A 15,183-nucleotide genomic window follows, 5' to 3' on the forward strand; every position below is an offset into this window, starting at 1 on the left:
CTGTAATCGAGCGTGACCGGCACACGCGGCCGATGCACACTCCCGGACACTGTCGCAGTCCCCGGCGCCACAAGCTTGGTGGCAAACTTCGAGTCCTGGCACGCATGCTAGACTCTTGCCCCCGAACGAAGTGCCCCGAGGGCCCATCATGGACCTGATTCACCGCATCTCCCGACAATTCGAAGACAGCGCGCGAACCAAGCTCGACGCTCTGGAAGCGCTCGCTGCGCCGATCGCTGGTGCCGTCGAGATCATGACCGGCAGCCTGCTCAACAACGGCAAGATCCTCTCCTGCGGCAATGGCGGCTCGGCGGCCGATGCGCAACATTTCGCGGCCGAGCTGGTCAATCGCTTCGAGATGGAACGCCCGCCGCTCGCAGCCATTGCCTTGACGACGGATACTTCGACGCTGACGTCGATCGCGAACGACTACGACTACACCCTGGTCTTTTCGAAGCAGGTTCGCGCACTGGGCCAGCCGGGGGACGTCTTGCTCGCGATCTCGACGAGCGGCAATTCACCCAACGTGATTAGCGCTATCGAAGCCGCCCACGAACGCGAAATGCGCGTCATTGCGCTGACCGGCAAGGGCGGGGGCCAGATCGGCGAAATGCTCACGGACAACGATATCCACTTGTGCGTGCCGTCGGACCGCACCGCCCGCATCCAGGAGGTCCATCTGCTGGTGCTGCATTGCCTGTGCGACGGCATCGATTGCCTGCTACTCGGAGTTGAAGACGAATGAATCAAAAACAAGCCCTGATCCGCAACCGCGCACTCATCCTGGCCCTCGCGGCGGCAACCACGCTACCGCTGTTGCAGGGCTGCATACCGCTCGTCGCCGGCGGGGTGGGGGCCGGCGCCGTGATCGCCTCCGACCGGCGCACCTCAGGCACCTACATCGAGGACGAAGGGATCGAGTGGCGCGCCAACAGCGCCCTCAAGGACCGCTTGGGCGATGCGGTGCATATCAACGTCACGTCCTACAACCGCAACGTCCTGCTGACGGGCGAAGCGCCGACCGAAGCGCACCGCGCGGAGGCCGAGCGCGTTGCAGGCGGCATCAACAACGTCAAGGGCGTGATCAACGAGATCCAGGTCGCAGGCATCTCTTCGCTGACTTCGCGCGGCAATGATTCGCTCCTCACTTCCAAGGTGAAAGCGCGCTTCGTCGATGCGGCGCAATTCAGCGCCCACCGCGTGAAGGTCGTGACCGAGGCGAGCACGGTCTACCTGCTGGGCCTCGTGACGCGCCGCGAAGCGGACGCTGCAAGCGAACTCGCGCGCCGCACCGACGGCGTGCGCAAGGTCGTGCGAGCGTTCGAATACATCACTGACCAGCAGGCCCGTCAGCTGGACGGCGTGTCAGACAAGCAGCAGTAAACGCTGGCGCGGTTCGCGGCAGGTCGCGAACCGCGCCGATTGTCGTCAGCTGCGCTGACGCAAGGCAGTGAGCAGCTTCTCGTGCACGCCGCCAAAGCCGCCGTTGCTCATCACGAGCACGTGGTCACCGGGGCGTGCGTCCGCTGCCACATCGGCGACGAGCGCGTCGAGCGCTTCATAAGTAGCCGCCCGCTCGCCGAGCGGCGCCAGAGCGGATGCGGCATCCCAACCCAGCCCGTTCGCGTAGCAGAACACCCGATCCGCCAGCGCCAGGCTCCCCGGCAGGCGATCCTTCATGACGCCGAGCCTCATCGTGTTCGACCGCGGCTCGAGCACCGCGAGAATCCGCCCCCCCGGTTCGCGCCGGCGAAGACCTTCGATGGTCAACGCAATCGCGGTCGGGTGATGGGCGAAATCGTCGTAAACGGATACGCCGCCGACCTCGCCGCGCAACTCCATCCGCCGCTTGATACCCTCGAATCGGGCGAGGCTCGCGATCGATTGCGCCGGCGTGATACCGACGTGGCGGGCCGCGGCGATCGCGGCCAGCGCGTTGCTGCGGTTGTGGCGGCCGGCCATCGGCATCCATCCGCGCCCCAACTCCTCGCCGCGCAGCCGGAAGATCGCCTCCCCCTCCTCCGCGCCGACCTCGACCGACCACTGGGCGGCATCGTCGAACCACTCCACCTCGGACCAGCATCCGCGCCCGAGGACGCGCTTGAGGCTTTCCTCGCCAGCGTTGACGATGATGCGCCCCGACGCCGGAATCGTCCGCACGAGGTGATGGAACTGGGTTTCGATCGCCGCCAGGTCCGCAAAGATGTCGGCGTGGTCGAATTCGAGGTTGTTCAGGATCGCCGTCCGCGGGCGGTAATGCACGAACTTCGACCGCTTGTCGCAGAACGCAGTGTCGTATTCGTCCGCTTCGATCACGAAGAACGATGAATCAGTCAGCCGGGCCGACACGCCGAAATTGCCGGGCACCCCGCCGACGAGGAATCCCGGGTTGAGGCCCGCGTCCTCGAGCAGCCACGCCAGCATCGACGTGGTCGTCGTCTTGCCATGGGTGCCGGCGACGGCGAGCACCCAGCGCCCCTGCAGCACGTGCTCGGCCAGCCATTGGGGTCCCGAGACGTAGGGCAGGCCACGATCGAGAATGGCTTCCAGGAGCGGGTTGCCGCGTGAAATCGCGTTGCCGACCACGAACATGTCGGGAGCGAGGTCGATCTGCGCCGCGTCGTAGCCTTCGGTCAGGGCGATGCCGCACTGTTCGAGCTGCGTGCTCATCGGCGGATAGACGTTCGCATCGCAGCCGGTAACCGTGTGCCCCGCGGCACGCGCGATCTGGGCGATGCCTCCCATGAAGGTGCCGCAGATGCCGAGAATATGGATATGCATGAAAACTCCAGGACGTCGGTGCGCTGCAATGCGCTTGAAACCGGCCCGTGTAGAATGGGCGGCATTCTACATCGACCGTCCGCAGCACTCGCGACCATGACCTTCCGAGCGCCTCCTTCCCGATCAGGAACCCTGCGACGCGAGATCGCCGCCGCCGCCGCCCGCATGATGGCCGAAGACGGCATCAGCGACTTCGGCTTTGCGAAACGCAAGGCCGCACGCCAGCTCGGCGCGACCGACGCCGATGCACTGCCCAACAACGCCGAGATCGAAGCCGAACTGAGGGCCTGGCAGGCGCTATACCAGGACGAGGAGCAGGCCGAGCGCCTGCTCGAAATGCGCAGGGCGGCGGTGGACGTCATGCGTCTGCTCGGGGAATTCCGCCCCTACCTGACTGGCGGCGCACTGGACGGCACCGCCGGCCGCTATACCGAAGTCGATGTCGAGCTCTATCCGGAAAGCGCGAAAGAAGTCGAGATCTTCTTCCTCAATCAGAACATCCGCTACGAACATCGCGAACCGCGCCGGCCGGCACCCAATACGCCGGAAGCCATTCTGAGCTTTGACTGGGACCAGGTGCCGATCCGGCTGTCCATCTATGAAGGGCAAGGCGAGCGCACGTCACGCCGCCATGGCGAACGGGCCCGCCTACCGGCCGTTGAAGCCCTGCTTGCCGCCGACGAGCGCGCAGCCGCCGAAGCAGCGAACCTCGCGCAAGAATGAAGCGCCCGGGCACCGCGCTCCTTGTCGTCGCCGTCGCGGCACTCTCGGCGCTCGCCGGGTATTGGATGCAACACCGCCTGCGATCCGACGACGTGCCTGCGGTGACGGCCGAGCAAGGGGCGCCCATCCTGGCCCTGACCCTGCCGGACACGGACAATCGCCCGCAAGCGCTTGGGCAATGGCGCGGCAAGGTGCTTGTCGTGAATTTCTGGGCGACCTGGTGCCCACCTTGCCTGCGCGAACTGCCCGAATTCTCCGAGGTCGCCCGCCGCCATGCCGACCAGCCGGTGCAGTTCGTCGGCATCAGTATCGACCGCATCGAAAATGTGCGGCATTTTGTAAGCAACACCCAAATTCCATATCCGTTGCTGATAGGCTCGCCGGAAATCGTGAACCTCACCGTTCCGCTCGGCAACACAGCTCGCGCACTGCCATTCACAGCAATCTTGGACCAAGGCGGGGCGCTGCGATTTGTGAAGCTGGGTACCTTGAACGCCGACGAACTAGCAGGCAAAATCCGCGCACTGCTCGACAGACCCTGAGCGCTGCAGTGCCTTTTTTCTGGACAAATTGCAGCCAATTGCGGCAAACTTGCCGACATGACGCGCTCAAAACGCAGCAAATCTTCAGAATCGGCACCCCCGCCGCAGACCCGTATCCTGGTCCTGCACGGCCCCAATCTGAACCTTCTAGGCACCCGAGAACCCGAGGTTTACGGGCGCACTACGCTCGCCGACATCCATTCCGCAATGGATGCGCGCGGCCGCGCCGACGGCGTGGTGGTGGAAAGCTTCCAAAGCAACCACGAAGGGCAGCTGATCGATCGCGTCCAGGCTGCCGCCGTCGAAGGCGTCAGCTACATCATCATCAACCCGGCTGGCTATACGCACACCAGCGTCGCGCTGCGTGACGCGCTTGCCGCCGTGGCGATTCCCTACGTGGAAGTGCATCTGTCGAACATCCACGCGCGGGAAGCCTTCCGGCATCACTCCTATTTTTCCGATCGCGCCAGCGGCGTGATCTGCGGGCTGGGCGCATACGGCTACATGGCCGCTCTCGAATTCGCCCTGACCCAGCTGCGGAAAACCTGAAAAAACAACCCTCTGGCAGCGCCCTCGCGGCGCCGGCCGTCTGGAGAACCACAATGGATCTGCGCAAGCTGAAGAAACTCATCGACCTCGTCCAGGAATCGGGCATCTCCGAACTCGAAGTGACCGAAGGCGAAGAGAAGGTTCGCATTGCCAAGCACATCGCGGCCCCCACCGCCGCAGCCTATCTGGCGCCGGCCCCCGCCGCCGTCGCTGCTGCCCCGGCCGCCGCACCTGCCGCCACGGCCCCTGCGGCCGACGCCCTGCCCGAGGGACATGTCGTCAAGTCGCCGATGGTCGGCACCTTCTATCGCGCAACCGCTCCCGGCGCAGCCCCGCTCGTCGATGTCGGCCAGAGCGTGGCCATCGGTGACCGTCTGTGCATCATCGAAGCGATGAAGCTGATGAACGAGATCGAGTCCGAATTCGCCGGCACCGTAAAGGCGATCCTGGTCGAGAACGGCCAGCCGGTCGAATACGGCCAGCCGCTGTTCGTAATCGGCTGATCCGCCCATGTTTGAAAAAATCCTGATCGCGAACCGCGGCGAAATCGCCCTGCGCGTACTGCGCGCATGCCGCGAGCTCGGCATCCGCACGGTCGCAGTCCATTCGGAAGCCGACACCGAGGCGAAATACGTCAAGCTCGCCGACGAGTCGGTCTGTATCGGCCCGGCGGCGTCCGGCCTGAGCTACCTCAACGTGCCCGCCATCATTTCGGCCGCCGAAGTCACCGACGCCGAAGCGATTCACCCCGGCTACGGCTTCCTCTCTGAAAACGCCGATTTCGCCGAGCGCGTCGAACAATCCGGATTCGTCTTCATCGGCCCGCGTCCCGACACCATCCGCCTGATGGGCGACAAGGTCAGCGCCAAGGACGCGATGAAGGCGACCGGCGTTCCCTGCGTGCCCGGTTCCGACGGCGCACTGCCGGACGACCCGAAGGCGATCATCAAGATCGCACGCGGCATCGGCTACCCGGTGATCATCAAGGCGGCGGGCGGCGGCGGCGGGCGCGGCATGCGCGTCGTGCACACCGAGGCGGCGCTGCTCAATGCCGTTGCGACGACGCGCGCGGAAGCGCAGGCGGCGTTCGGCAACCCCGTCGTGTACATGGAGAAGTTCCTCGAGAACCCTCGCCACGTAGAAATCCAGGTGCTCGCCGACGAGCACGGCAACGCGGTTTACCTCGGCGAGCGCGACTGCTCGATGCAGCGCCGCCACCAGAAGGTGATCGAGGAAGCCCCTGCGCCCGGCATCGACCGCAAGACGATCGCCAAGGTCGGCGAACGCTGCGCCGAAGCCTGCCGCAAGATCGGCTACCGCGGCGCGGGCACCTTCGAGTTCCTGTTCGAGAACGGCGAGTTCTACTTCATCGAGATGAACACGCGCGTGCAGGTCGAGCACCCGGTCACCGAACTGATTACCGGCATCGACATCGTGCAGGCCCAAATCCGCATCGCGGCCAACGAGAAGCTGTGGTTCGGCCAGAAGGATATCGCCTTCCGCGGCCACGCGATCGAATGCCGCATCAACGCCGAAGACCCGTTCAAGTTCACGCCCTGCCCGGGCCGCATCACGAATTGGCACGTGCCCGGCGGCCCCGGCATCCGCGTCGATTCGCACGTGTACAACGGCTACATGATCCCGCCGCATTACGACTCGATGATCGGCAAGCTGATCGCCTACGGCGACACGCGCGAGCAGGCGCTGCGGCGCATGCGGATCGCACTGTCCGAAATGGCGGTCGAAGGCATCAAGACCAACATCGCGCTGCATCAGGAACTGATGCTCGACGCGCGCTTCATCGAAGGCGGCACCAGCATCCATTACCTGGAACACAAGCTGGCCGACCGCAACGAAGTGAAAAAGACCTGATCGAACGGAACGGACATGTGGATATCGGTCACGCTGCAGGCTGACGCCCGAAAGGCCGAGGCGCTCTCCGACGCCCTGATGGAGGCGGGGGCGCTGTCGGTCAGCATCGAGGACGCCGACGCCGGCACCGAGGCCGAAAAGCCGCAGTTCGGCGAACCCGGCCACCTCCCCGTGGGGCTGTGGGATCACAGCCGGGTGCTGGCGCTGTTCGATGCCGGTAGCGACATCGCGGTCGCGCTGGCCCGCGCGGCGGCGGAGGCCGGCTTCGATGTCGTTCCGCCGTTCACGCTGGAAGAAGTCGCCGAACAGAACTGGGTCCAGCTCACGCAAAGCCAGTTCGACCCGATCCAGATCAACGAGCGCATGTGGATCGTGCCCTCGTGGCACGACGCGCCGAACCCGGACGCGATCAATATCGAGCTCGATCCCGGCATGGCTTTCGGCACCGGATCGCACCCGACGACGCGGCTGTGCCTTGAGTGGCTATGCGATGCCGTGCAGCCCGGCGCGAATGTGCTCGACTACGGCTGCGGCTCGGGGATTCTCGGGATTGCGGCAGCACGTCTGGGTGCAGGCGACGTGCTCGGTATCGACATCGACGACAAGGCACTCGAAGCCGCGCAGGACAACGCGCAACGCAACAACGTATCGATCCGCTTGCAGCATTCGCGCGAGCCGCTCGACACCACCTTCAACGTCGTCGTCGCCAACATCCTGACCAATCCGCTGTGCGTGCTTGCGCCCGCGCTCGCCGCACGTGTCGCGCCCGGGGGCCGGATCGCGTTGTCGGGCGTGCTGGATACCCAGACCGATCAGGTCATCGCGGCTTACGCTCCCTTCCTCGAACTCCGCGTCGGAGCGACGCGCGAAGGCTGGGCGCGACTCGAAGGCTTCCGCCCGGCTGAAACGGGCGGCGTCCGCTGATGTTTGCGCGCTGCCCGGCCTGCCAGACAGTATTCCGGGTCCGGCCCGAGCAGCTGCGCACCCATGCGGGGCAGGTCCGCTGCGGACACTGCCTGAACGCGTTCGACGCACTCGACAACCTGTTGGAGGACGGCGCTTCGATGCCCGCGCCTGCAACGCCGTCGCCCGCCCCCCCGGTCGAACCGGCGCCGTCCGCACCGGAACATCCCGCGCCCGAGCTCTCCGCACCTGCGGCAGTGGAACCGCGGCGGGTGGATATGGACCTGACGGACCTGGATCTGACCGCGCCGAGTCCACCCGTGACGAAAGACGCGAGCGAACACTTCTTCGTACTGGAAGAGCGCGTCGCCGAGCCCAAGCCGGCGGAGCCGGCCTCGCCGCCCGATCTGGATTTCGATATCCCGGAAACGCTGGTTCCGTTCCGCCGCCGCGGCGCGCCCCCGCCCCCTCCCCGCCAAGTCCAAACAACACCTTCGCCTGGGGGCCACGACTTCGTCTTCGAGCCGATCGAGTTCATTGAGCCGCCACCGCCCGGCCCGGCATCGCCCGTCGCAAGGTCGGCGCAGAACGACGCGGAACCGAAATCATCCGTCTCGGACAGCGAAGCCCCCCTGATGGACTCCGACACGGTGCAGGAGACGTCTTCAGCCGCGCTCCATCCCTGGGAGCACGAGCCCGCCGACAGGATCGAGCCTCGGCTGACAACGCCCGCCGAGCAGCAACCTGTTTCCCCGGCAGCGGAACCACCCCCGCTGATCGGCGGAATCGCGGCTCGGGCCGACGAGGAACGCGCGGACGAGCCCCCTGAGTCCGAAGCCGAGGGGACGGTCAATGACTACGCTCCGCCCACTCAATCAGCGATGAAGCGTTGGCTGCTCGGACTGGGGATGGGGGTACTGGCGGGAACACTGGCGGCGCAAGCGGCCTACATCTTCCGCGACGACATCGCGCGCGACTGGCCGGCGCTCCGGCCCGCGCTGCAGGCTGCCTGCACGCGCTTGAACTGCACAATCACGCTTCCCCGGGTTGCAGCCCAGATCAGCGTAGACGCCTCCGACCTGCAGTCGGAACCCGGCCGGCCCGGACGCTACACGCTGAGCGCCACGATCCGCAACCGGGCCGAGTACGCGCAGGCCTATCCGCACCTCGAACTGACGCTGACCGACGCTCGGGACCGCGCACTCGCCCGACGCGTGCTGGCGCCAGCGGATTGGGCGCCCGGTGCCGACCTCGAGCGCGGCCTCGCGGCGGGACGCGAAATCACGATCAACCTCCCCTTCGAGGCCACCGGCTTGAGCGCAGCCGGTTATCGCATCTATGTCTTCTATCCCTGACCCGATACGCGGCACCACTGCCATGGAACCTTCGCCCCACAAGGCCGGCACCGAAAGCCCCTTCAAGGGCAAGCGCGGCCTCATGCGCGTATTCAACGCCCTTCGCTATTCCATGGACGGACTGAGTGCGGCATTCCTCCATGAAGACGCCTTCCGCCAGGAATGCATCCTCGCCGCAATCCTGATTCCGGTCGCCTTTTTCGTCCCCACGAGCGGGGCGGGAAAGGCGCTGCTAGTCGGCAGCGTGCTGCTGGTGATGGTCGTCGAGCTGATCAACTCGGCCATCGAGGCGACGGTCGACCGCGTGTCGCTCGAGCGTCACCAACTCGCGAAGCGGGCCAAGGATATTGGCAGCGCTGCAGTCCTGATCGCACTGATCAACCTGGCAGCGACCTGGGGCCTGGTGATCCTCGGCTGAGGAGGACCGCAGAGGCGGCCACTGTCCGGCGGCCGCCCCAACGCAAGAACCTTAACGGCTCACGCGGGTCGTACCGCCGTCACGCACCACGCGCACCGATTCACCCGGGCGGAAGCCTTCGCCGTGGTCGTCCTGCACCACGGCAAGGATCTGGCCGTTGTCGAGGCGTACCGTCACTTCGACGCCGTCGGAGCGCGTCACGCCCTCTTCAATCGCCGAGCCGGCGAGGCCGCCGGCCACGGCGCCGACCACGGCACCGATCGCCGATCCGCGCTTGCCGCCGACACCGCTGCCTGCGATGCCACCCACTGCGGCCCCCGCCAGCGTGCCCACCGGAGTCTTCGTCCCCTCGAGCTTCACCGGCCGCACCGACTCAACCACCGCATACTGAACCGACATCGCGCGGCGCGCTTCGCCGCGCGAATAGGTGTCGCCTCCCAGCCCGCTGGCGCAGCCGCCGATCCCCGACATTGCGAATACGAGCGCGAGACTCCCCGCGATACGCCGCATACCGATACCCATCACCATAGCGTTTCCCCGAATGCTGCCCGGAAGCGGGCGGAAATTTCGTCGCGGCTGGGGGCGTGATTCTGCCCCCCGCGGCTCGCAATCTTGATCGACCCCATCAGCGACGCCAGGCGTCCCGTGCGAGTCCAGTCGAACCCGTTGGCGATGCCATAGAGCAAGCCTGCACGATGGGCGTCGCCACAGCCGGTCGGGTCGACGACCTCGTCGGGCTGTACCGCGGGGATGTCGATGCAGCGGCCCTCCGCGTAGATGCGGGAGCCTTCCGGCCCGAGCGTGACGATCAAGGCATCGACCATCGCGGCCAGTTGCTCCTGCGAACACCCCGTCCGCTCGCACAACAACCGGACTTCGTAATCGTTGACCGTGCAGTAATTGGCCAGTTTCAGGCAGTGCAGCAACTCTTCGCCGGAGAAGAGCGGCATCCCCTGCCCCGGATCGAAGATGAACGGAATCCCCGCTTCGGCGAACTGGGCGGCATGGTTCAGCATGCCGTCGCGGCCGTCGGGCGAAACGATTCCCAGCGTCGCGCCGGCCGCATCCTGCACCCGATTGAGGTGCGACTGACTCATCGCACCGGGGTGGAAGGCAGTGATCTGGTTGTCGTCCAGGTCGGTGGTGATGAAGGCCTGCGCCGTGAAACTGCCGGGCACGAGGCGAACGTGATCCTGACGCAGGCCAAGCCGCTCGAGGTGCTGTCGGTACGGCCCAGCATCCTCGCCAACAGTCGCCATGATCAGTGGGGCGGCGCCGAGCAGGCCGAGGTTGTAGGCGATGTTGCCCGCACACCCGCCGAATTCCCGCCGCATGTCCGGCACGAGAAACGAGACATTCAGGATGTGAATCTGCTCCGGCAGGATGTGCCGCTTGAACTGGTCATGGAAAACCATGATCGTGTCGTAGGCGATGGAGCCGCAGACGAGGATGGACATGTGAAATCCCGGGGTGGCAAAGCCGGCATTATAGGACTCCTGCAGGCGTCCCGCCGTCACCATCCCGTAACTCTTCAGTCATGGGGCTGCAACGCAGCCCATTGAAAATGCGCCAACATCATGACTCGAGGAGTCGCGCATGCTGCAACAAGCCCTGCATTCCGACAATCGGACAAGCCCGAGCCTGCATGTGGGCCTGGCACGCTGTGAAACGGAGATTCTCGACGCGCAGCGCCTGCGCTACCGCGTATTCGCGGAAGAAATGGGCGCCCGCCTGAACAGCCGCACGCCGGGCGTCGATCGGGACATCTTCGACCCGTATTGCGACCATCTGGTGGTGCGCGACGAAGCGCAAGGCCGCATCGTCGGCACCTACCGCATCCTGTCGCCCTCGGCAGCGCGCAAGGTCGGCGGCTACTATTCAGAAAGCGAATTCGACCTCACCCGCCTGCAGCACCTGCGCAGCCGTCTGGTCGAGATCGGGCGTTCATGCATCGACCCCGACTATCGCAGCGGCGCCGTGATTGCCCTGCTGTGGTCCGGTCTCGCCCGCTACATGCAGGAAAACGGCTACGATTACCTGATCGGCTGCGCCTCGGTCAGCATGGCCGACGGCGGACATCAGGCCGCGAGCCTGTACAATCGCCTCAAGGAAACCCATTCGGCTCCGCCCGAGTACCACGTTTTCGCCCGCTGCCCCTTGCCGCTCGACCGCCTGCGCACCGACGTCGCCGGCTCGACGCCGCCGCTGATCAAGGGCTATCTGCGCGCTGGAGCGTGGATCTGCGGGGCGCCGGCCTGGGATCCCGACTTCAACACCGCCGACCTCCCGATCATGCTGCCGATGCGCCAGGTCGAAGGCCGCTACGCTAAACATTTCCTGGGACGCGCAGACTGAACACTCAAACCGCAAGCATCGCACCGTCGGCGCCGGCCCTTGGCGCATCGGCGCCGGTCCGCGCCTGGCGTTATCTCCGGCTCGCGTTGCATCTGGCCGCGGGCGTCGTGACGGCGCTGACCGTCTTTCCTGCCGTCCCGGACGCGGCCCGCAGGCATCTGCGGCAACGCTGGTCACGGCGCCTGCTGGCCGTTCTCGGCGTCGATCTGAAGCGGCACGGGGTCGCGATCGCGCCGGGCAGCCTGCTCGTCGCCAACCATATTTCCTGGCTGGACGTCTTTGTCATCAACGCCCTCGCACCGTCCGCGTTCGTCTCAAAAGCGGAGGTCAGAGCGTGGCCCGTGATCGGCTGGCTCGCGGCACACAACGAGACCGTCTTCCTGCGCCGCGGCAGCCGTGGTCACGCGAAGATCATCAATGCGGAGATCGGTACGCTGCTTGACGCCGGAAGGAACGTCACCATCTTTCCCGAAGGAACGACGACCGACGGCAGCCACGTGCTGCATTTCCACGCAGCCTTGCTGCAACCGGCGATCGAGGCCGGACATGCGATCCAGCCGCTGGCCATCTCGTATCACCTGGTGGACGGCAGCCGCACCCGGGCCGCGGCCTACGACGGCGACCTCAGCCTGGGCGATTGCATCGCGAACATCGTCGCCACTCCGCGCATCGTCGTGCGCGTCTCGGCAATGCTAGCGATCGAAAGCACCTTCGGTTCTCGCCGGGAAATCGCGCACGAGGCTCACCGCCGGATCACCGCGGCGGTCCAACGTGCGGAGAACGTCGCCGGCTAGAGGATCGGGGCGCTCACTGTGGCTTCGCCGATACCTGGAACACTGCTCCATCGTCGAGGCGCACCGCGGTCAGCGCGTTGCCCCACACGCAACCGGAGTCGAGGGCAATCAGTCCCGGTTCGCGGTAAAAACCCAGCGCAGACCAGTGGCCGCAGACAATCGTATGCGAGCGACTCAAGCGCCCCGGGACTTTGAACCAGGGCACCGTCCCCGCAGGCCCCTGTCCCGGCGGGCCCTTCGCCCGCAGCGCCATGCGGCCGTCTGCAGAGCAGAATCGGAGCCGCGTCATCGCATTGACGATGACGCGCAGCCTGTCCCATCCCTCGAGATCGTCCGACCATTCCTCAGGGCGGTTTCCGGCCAGGTGCAGCAGTAGCTTCTTCCGATCCGGCCCTCGCAGCACATCAGAAACCTCCCGGGACAGCGCAAGAGCCTCCGCGATCGTCCAACCGGGAAGCAGGCCAGCATGCAACATCGCGTGCGAGCCTTCGACATGCATCAGCGGCAAACTGGCCAGCCACGCCAGAAGCTCCTCGCGGTCCGGAGCGTTGAGGACGTCGAACAAGGTATCGTCGTCATCCAGACGCTTATGGCCGGCCGCGACCATCAGCAAGTAGAGATCGTGATTGCCGAGCACTATTGTCGCGGCGCTTCCCAGTCCCTTGAGACCGCGCAGGGTCTGCAGGGACTCGGGGCCCCGGTTCACGAGGTCACCCACGACCCATAAGCGATCGGCCACGGGGTCGAAATGAATGTGATGCAGCAGCCGCTGCAACACCGAAAAACAGCCTTGAATATCGCCAATTGCGTAGATTGCCATGCTGCCTGCGGCCGCCGTATAGCGGTCCGTATTCCGAAAGCCTGAATTTTAAACTCAGTCTTCCCACGGCGAACTACGGCAGTGCGCGCCGCTCATCCTGAACGTCGCCGTGACGCACGACGCGCAAAGTCGGGCGTCCGCGTGGAGGCTGGTACTCCGGCACCCAGCGCTGCAGTATTCTACGCACCTCCTCATCCCCGACAACGCCGGGCTGTACAAGCCAGGACTTCAAATCTGCGAAAAAAGCAGGCGCGACCGACCGGGATCTGGCAATACGCAGTTTCGCGTGGGGGGTCTCCCGAGTCTTCTCAGCGTCGGCGAGCAGTTCCTCATAGAGTTTTTCACCGGGACGCAAACCCGTGAATTCGATGCGAATCTCCCCCTCCGTATAACCGGACAGGCGAATCATGTTGCGAGCGAGATCGACGATCTTCACTGGATCACCCATGTCGAGCACGAAAATCTCCCCGCCCTGCCCCATGGCCGCAGCCTGCAGGACGAGTTGCGCGGCCTCCGGAATGGACATGAAGTAGCGCGTGATTTCCGGATGGGTCACCGTGACCGGACCGCCTCGGGCAATCTGTTCCTGGAACTTTGGAATCACGCTGCCGGTACTGCCGAGCACATTGCCGAAGCGCACTATCTCGAATTGCGTGCCCTGACCACGCTGCTGCAAAGCGTGGCAGACAAGTTCAGCCAAGCGCTTGCTTGCACCCATGACGTTGGTCGGATTCACCGCCTTGTCTGTGGAGACCAGGATGAAACGCCCAGCCCCATGATGTTGCGCAGCCTCACCGACACGCAATGTGCCGAGCACATTATTCCGGACCGCCTGCCAAGCGTTAGCCGATTCCATTAGGGGTACGTGCTTGTAGGCAGCAGCATGGAACACGACTTCAGGACGCCAAGCGGCAAACACCTCATCGAGGCGAGCAGCATCCTTGACGTCTCCCGCGAGGGACACAATTTCGAGTCCCTGTGCGTGATTCGCGAACCACTGCTCCATCGTGTACAGCGCGAATTCATTCTGCTCATACAGAACCACACGACGTGGTGCAAAGCGCGCTAGTTGCCGACACAATTCACTGCCGATAGACCCGCCAGCCCCGGTGACCAGCACGACCTTACCCTTAAACATCGCCTCGATATGCGGAGTGTCGATCCACACAGGCTCGCGCCCCAAGAGATCCTCGATCTCGACCCGACGAAGAGAGGACACCGCAACCCGCCCGGCCATCACGTCTTCGAGCCCAGGCACCATAAAGACCTTCGCTCCGGCATGCACGGCAAGATCAGTCGCCGCACGCCTAACCTTCGTCGCTGCCGACGGCATGGCCAAGATCACATGTTCGACGCGTTCATTCACCAGAATTTGCGGTAACGCCTTTACCGGTCCGAGCACCGGCAGTCCAAGAAGCTCACGCCCCCACTTGTCCGAGTCGTCATCAACCAGCCCAACCACCCGCCAATCCGGGCTGCGCTGGAGCTCGCGCAGCAGCATCGCCCCACCGCGCCCGGCCCCCACCACAACCACCGGTTTGCCCTTTGCTATCAACCCACCGTAGAGCCGGTGCTCCTTCCACATACGGTAGGCTGCACGCCCTCCCGCCATGATCAGGACGAGCAACATCGGATAGAGAATGAGTGTCGAACGAGGCACCCCAGGCGAGGCCCGGTAAACCGCCACAAACGCCCACACAGCGAGCGATGAAATCGCTACGGCACGAAGTACACGAGCCAAATCGGGCAGACTTGCAAACACCCATATGCCGCGATACAGACCAGCCCGCTTACAGACAACCGCATGCGTCGGAAGAAGCACGAGCAGGCCCCATGCAATCTGCACTCCATACTCAGCAGGCCACTCAAAATTGAAACGCAAGACGTATGTCGTCACCCAAGCTGTACACGCAGCGGCCAAGTCAAACAGGAGGACGAAAGCGGAACGGCTCAAGCGCTTCATTCTGAACGGTTCCTTCTGACGGGGTTGGGGATGCGCAACGATGCCGTCTGGATTGTAGCGGATATTGGCCCCAGCCTACTGCAGCGCAACATTTAGGCACAAGATGAA

Annotated in this window: 17 protein-coding genes; 12 read left to right on the top strand and 5 right to left on the bottom strand. The window is 64.8% G+C overall.

All coding sequences use genetic code 11. The features are described 5' to 3' along the window. The first annotated feature begins 148 nt into the window (after nt 1-148). Both AZKH_RS18535 and AZKH_RS18540 read left to right on the top strand, forming a co-directional pair. The gene (locus tag AZKH_RS18535; protein WP_015437326.1) at nt 149-745 is read left to right on the top strand and encodes a phosphoheptose isomerase; all 597 of its coding nucleotides are present in this window, start codon (nt 149-151) and stop codon (nt 743-745) included. Next, nucleotides 742-1,383 carry a BON domain-containing protein gene (locus AZKH_RS18540; RefSeq protein ID WP_015437327.1) on the top strand — a complete coding sequence of 214 codons (642 nt, stop codon included), beginning with the start codon at nt 742-744 and terminating at the stop codon, nt 1,381-1,383. The genes AZKH_RS18535 and AZKH_RS18540 overlap by 4 nt, the downstream gene beginning before the upstream one ends. A 45-nt stretch (nt 1,384-1,428) precedes the next feature. Here the strand turns inward: AZKH_RS18540 and mpl are convergent, their stop codons facing one another. Beyond that, nucleotides 1,429-2,781, bottom strand: a complete 1,353-nt coding sequence (gene mpl / locus AZKH_RS18545) for a UDP-N-acetylmuramate:L-alanyl-gamma-D-glutamyl-meso-diaminopimelate ligase (RefSeq protein WP_015437328.1) — start codon at nt 2,779-2,781, stop codon at nt 1,429-1,431. Between the two features lie 165 nt (nt 2,782-2,946). Between mpl and AZKH_RS18550 the strand changes: the two genes are divergently transcribed. From AZKH_RS18550 to AZKH_RS18585, 8 genes are read left to right on the top strand one after another with little or no spacing between them, the layout of a single operon-like run. Then, nucleotides 2,947-3,504, top strand: coding sequence for a hypothetical protein (locus tag AZKH_RS18550; RefSeq protein WP_015437329.1), 558 nt, complete (start codon nt 2,947-2,949; stop codon nt 3,502-3,504). Then, entirely contained in the window at nt 3,501-4,046 is a 546-nt protein-coding gene (locus tag AZKH_RS18555) for a TlpA disulfide reductase family protein (protein WP_015437330.1), read from the top strand. The genes AZKH_RS18550 and AZKH_RS18555 overlap by 4 nt, the downstream gene beginning before the upstream one ends. A 57-nt stretch (nt 4,047-4,103) precedes the next feature. Continuing rightward, nucleotides 4,104-4,595 (top strand): type II 3-dehydroquinate dehydratase, encoded by a 492-nt coding sequence (gene aroQ / locus AZKH_RS18560; RefSeq protein ID WP_015437331.1) that lies wholly within the window; start codon nt 4,104-4,106, stop codon nt 4,593-4,595. 53 nt (nt 4,596-4,648) lie between these two features. Continuing rightward, nucleotides 4,649-5,098 carry an acetyl-CoA carboxylase biotin carboxyl carrier protein gene (gene accB, locus AZKH_RS18565; RefSeq protein ID WP_015437332.1) on the top strand — a complete coding sequence of 150 codons (450 nt, stop codon included), beginning with the start codon at nt 4,649-4,651 and terminating at the stop codon, nt 5,096-5,098. A gap of 7 nt (nt 5,099-5,105) precedes the next feature. Then, nucleotides 5,106-6,467, top strand: a complete 1,362-nt coding sequence (accC, locus tag AZKH_RS18570; RefSeq protein WP_015437333.1) for an acetyl-CoA carboxylase biotin carboxylase subunit — start codon at nt 5,106-5,108, stop codon at nt 6,465-6,467. Nucleotides 6,468-6,482: 15 nt separating this feature from the next. Then, on the top strand, nt 6,483-7,391 hold the full coding sequence (gene prmA / locus AZKH_RS18575; protein WP_015437334.1) for a 50S ribosomal protein L11 methyltransferase: 909 nt from the start codon (nt 6,483-6,485) through the stop codon (nt 7,389-7,391). After that, nucleotides 7,391-8,725, top strand: coding sequence for a zinc-ribbon and DUF3426 domain-containing protein (locus AZKH_RS18580; RefSeq protein WP_015437335.1), 1,335 nt, complete (start codon nt 7,391-7,393; stop codon nt 8,723-8,725). The genes prmA and AZKH_RS18580 overlap by 1 nt, the downstream gene beginning before the upstream one ends. 22 nt (nt 8,726-8,747) lie before the next feature. After that, entirely contained in the window at nt 8,748-9,143 is a 396-nt protein-coding gene (locus tag AZKH_RS18585) for a diacylglycerol kinase (RefSeq protein ID WP_015437336.1), read from the top strand. Nucleotides 9,144-9,194: 51 nt separating this feature from the next. Here AZKH_RS18585 and AZKH_RS18590 read toward each other — a convergent pair whose 3' ends face one another. Beyond that, nucleotides 9,195-9,671 (bottom strand): glycine zipper 2TM domain-containing protein, encoded by a 477-nt coding sequence (locus tag AZKH_RS18590; RefSeq protein ID WP_015437337.1) that lies wholly within the window; start codon nt 9,669-9,671, stop codon nt 9,195-9,197. After that, a complete protein-coding gene (locus AZKH_RS18595; protein ID WP_041657556.1) occupies nt 9,665-10,600 on the bottom strand; it encodes a carbohydrate kinase family protein in 936 nt (311 codons plus the stop codon). The genes AZKH_RS18590 and AZKH_RS18595 overlap by 7 nt, the downstream gene beginning before the upstream one ends. A gap of 139 nt (nt 10,601-10,739) precedes the next feature. On the opposite strand from AZKH_RS18595, the gene AZKH_RS18600 reads away from it, so the two are divergent. After that, complete coding sequence (locus tag AZKH_RS18600) at nt 10,740-11,498, top strand: GNAT family N-acetyltransferase (protein WP_015437339.1); 759 nt, start codon at nt 10,740-10,742, stop codon at nt 11,496-11,498. Between the two features lie 86 nt (nt 11,499-11,584). Then, complete coding sequence (locus AZKH_RS18605; RefSeq protein ID WP_015437340.1) at nt 11,585-12,292, top strand: 1-acyl-sn-glycerol-3-phosphate acyltransferase; 708 nt, start codon at nt 11,585-11,587, stop codon at nt 12,290-12,292. Between the two features lie 13 nt (nt 12,293-12,305). On the opposite strand, the gene AZKH_RS18610 is transcribed toward AZKH_RS18605, so the two are convergent. Beyond that, on the bottom strand, nt 12,306-13,112 hold the full coding sequence (locus AZKH_RS18610; protein ID WP_015437341.1) for a symmetrical bis(5'-nucleosyl)-tetraphosphatase: 807 nt from the start codon (nt 13,110-13,112) through the stop codon (nt 12,306-12,308). A gap of 73 nt (nt 13,113-13,185) precedes the next feature. Beyond that, nucleotides 13,186-15,075: a nucleoside-diphosphate sugar epimerase/dehydratase gene (locus AZKH_RS18615; protein WP_015437342.1), complete on the bottom strand. Its 1,890-nt coding sequence runs from the start codon at nt 15,073-15,075 to the stop codon at nt 13,186-13,188. Between the last annotated feature and the right edge of the window lie 108 nt (nt 15,076-15,183).

The organism is Azoarcus sp. KH32C, from assembly GCF_000349945.1.
Classification (GTDB): domain Bacteria; phylum Pseudomonadota; class Gammaproteobacteria; order Burkholderiales; family Rhodocyclaceae; genus Aromatoleum.